We start from the raw sequence: 2,915 nt of genomic DNA, 5'->3' as shown, positions 1-2,915 counted from the left end.
TTAGAATTAGCAAGCTCTGTCTCAAATTCTTTATAAATGGTATTAAATCACTAATACTTATACTAATAGATGCTCTCATGTTCTGAATATTACCTGTCAAAGTATAAGCATTGTTTTTTACACTAACAATGATATTTTTTACCTTTTCTAAGAACTTATTAAAAGAATGTACTAATTCTCCTGATTCATTATTACTAATAACTGGAAGTCTGATTGTTAAATCACCTTCTCCTTCACTCAATGATTCTGATACATTCTTCGCAAATACTAAAGTCTTTCTCAAAGAAAGTATCAAAGCCAATATAACTAATAAAAATGCTAATAAACCTAAATATATTGCTACAGAAGCCTTTATTATAGTATTTCTAAATAATTGATTTTGATAAGCATTACTATGCTGCCATACATTTATAACATATAAATTATTAAATAAAGAATACTTTATAGCTAATATATCAGAGTCCTTAAAAGAAATTACATTTACATCTATTATTCCATTCTTATGATTATTATGTCGGCTATTCTTTATTTCTATACCTATAGCACTGCTGTCCAAATCTCTTTGAGTATTACCTATCAATGAAGGATTATTTGATGCTTTTATATTATATGTATCATCTGTTAAAAATATATTTAAATTAGCCTTAAATAGACTATCTGATAATACTTCTAAATATACTGAGCTTTTAACCTCTAAAGTAATAAAACCTACATTTCTATTATTTAATACAATAGGACTATATATATAAAAAGTATCAGCATTTGGTGTTATATCTATCAAAGAATTAGTTTCTGTAGCTAATCTAGTAAAATAATTACCTGCTATATTAGGTCTTGAATTTGTATTAATACTAGCTAAATTATTAATATCATTATATCTCCAATTTATTGATAAATTATCAACACCATTAGTATTAATATTTATATTAACATTCTTTATATCTGACAAAAACATAGATACAGACGATATATTATTATTGTTAGCATATCTTGTACTTAAATATCTTGATAATATACTAGTATAATCTTCTAAAGTATAATCATTTCTATATATTATATTCATATATGCTACTATATTTTCAGATATTGCAATATATTTTCCTAAAGAATCTGAAATATTATTAATAAAGTCATTAGCATAACCTTTTTTTATTATCATATCATACTGTCTATCATAAATTATTTCAGATCTGTAATGCATACCATTAATTAAAGTAACTATAAATATTACTGTTGCCATTGATACAGGTAAAAAGTTATAAACCATAGGCAAATAATATTCTTTCCCACCTGTTTTTTTATACAATGGTCTTACTAATATATTAAAAAATATAGAAGAAACAGCCATAGCTATAGTAATCAAAAATATAACCATTATTAAACGTATATTAAGTATTTCAAATAATGTTATACTTCCATCTAATATATAAACTGTATAGGAAACAATGGCTACTAAAACTACAGCAATACCAGATTTTACAACATATATTTTTCCTAATGGAATAGATTTTCCTCTTTCCACTTTTAAACAGTCAAAAAACATACTTACTGCTGTAAAAATAGCTAAAAAAAGTATAAATATATATACATATCCTCTTAATGAGCTTGATTGCTGATAAATAGTTTTTAATAGTATGGAATAGGAACCAACTGAGATAGCAGCCATAATCAAGAATGCTATCGGTATATAAAATTTTAATCTTCTTTTTAATCTATCCTCATTTACTTTAAAAACATATTATTCAACCTATAAAATATTGGGTTACTATTTTAATTTTCGGTATAATAATATCAATATTTAGAAAAATAACCTATTTAATTTTACAAAGTATTTTTATATATTAATATACCATTTTTTATAAAATTTACTAGTTAAAACTATATTTAATTACTAAAAAGTTATATTAAATATACTTAAAGATAGAATTTATTTTTTTCCTTTAGTACTTTCTTTTTTCAACTCTTTCAATCTTCTCTTTTCTTCTTTTATTCTATTTTTCTCGGCCTTACGTTCTAATCTGATTCGCTTCTTATCTACTGCTGTTGATTTACTCTTCTCCCTTGCTATCTCTTCTTCACTCTTCTCTGTTTTGAAAGATATTACTAATTTATACAACTGAAGGAAGATATACTGCAACTCTTTAATTCGCTTGTCCATTGTCTCCATATTATGACTGCTTGTACTTGACAAATTCGATACATTCTCTATTGAATTGACAAGCTCCTTCATCTCATTTTCTGCTGTGTTAACTACATTAACTACATCTTCTGCTAACTTATCTACACTAGAAATATTCTGACTAACCGCAGAACTCATCTGCATCTGCTTTAAAGATAATTCCTGTACATCTTCTGTAATACTATTCAAATTGCTAATATTCATCAAGATCTCTCGGCGACCTATATCTAATTCATCATTCGCACCGGATATTGTTGATATCAAATCCGCTAAAGTATTAGAACCTTCCAATATCTTCTCCATTGATTCAGAACTCTTGAATGCTAAAGATACTGTATGATCTATTGCCTGTGTTGTCTCTTCAATTATCTCATTAATAATCTTAGAGTTCTCACCTGTATCCTCTGCCAACTTTCTAATCTTATCCGCTACTACTGTAAATCCGCGGCCATGTTCTCCGGCATGCGCTGCCTCTATCGCTGCGTTCATAGCTAAGAGGTTAGTCTGTTCCGCTATATTATGAATTACCTGTGTAATATTAGTAATCTGTTTAGAATATTCTTTAATACTTTGTATAGAATCTACTACTGACTCTCCTATATTACTTCCATCTTGAGCTTCAGTGTATAGAATCTTAGCATAATCATTAGCTTTAGTTGCTCCATGGCTTACTGTTACTATATTCGCCATCATCTGCTGTACTGAACTACTAGTCTTAGATACCGCTTCTGACTGC

General features: G+C 27.2%; 2 protein-coding genes. Both read right to left on the bottom strand.

Going from position 1 to position 2,915, the window contains the following annotated elements:
• A partial coding sequence (locus BRSU_RS14195; protein WP_483413625.1) for a methyl-accepting chemotaxis protein occupies positions 1-1,666 on the bottom strand: 1,666 nt, incomplete at its 3' end.
• 261 nt (positions 1,667-1,927) lie between these two features.
• On the bottom strand, positions 1,928-2,915 hold a 988-nt coding region (locus BRSU_RS14190), incomplete at its 5' end, for a methyl-accepting chemotaxis protein (RefSeq protein WP_048596232.1).

The sequence above is a fragment of the Brachyspira suanatina genome, from assembly GCF_001049755.1.
Lineage (GTDB): Bacteria > Spirochaetota > Brachyspiria > Brachyspirales > Brachyspiraceae > Brachyspira > Brachyspira suanatina.
The sequence above is the reverse complement of the archived record's forward strand: the minus strand, read 5'-3'. Positions and strand labels throughout refer to the sequence as shown.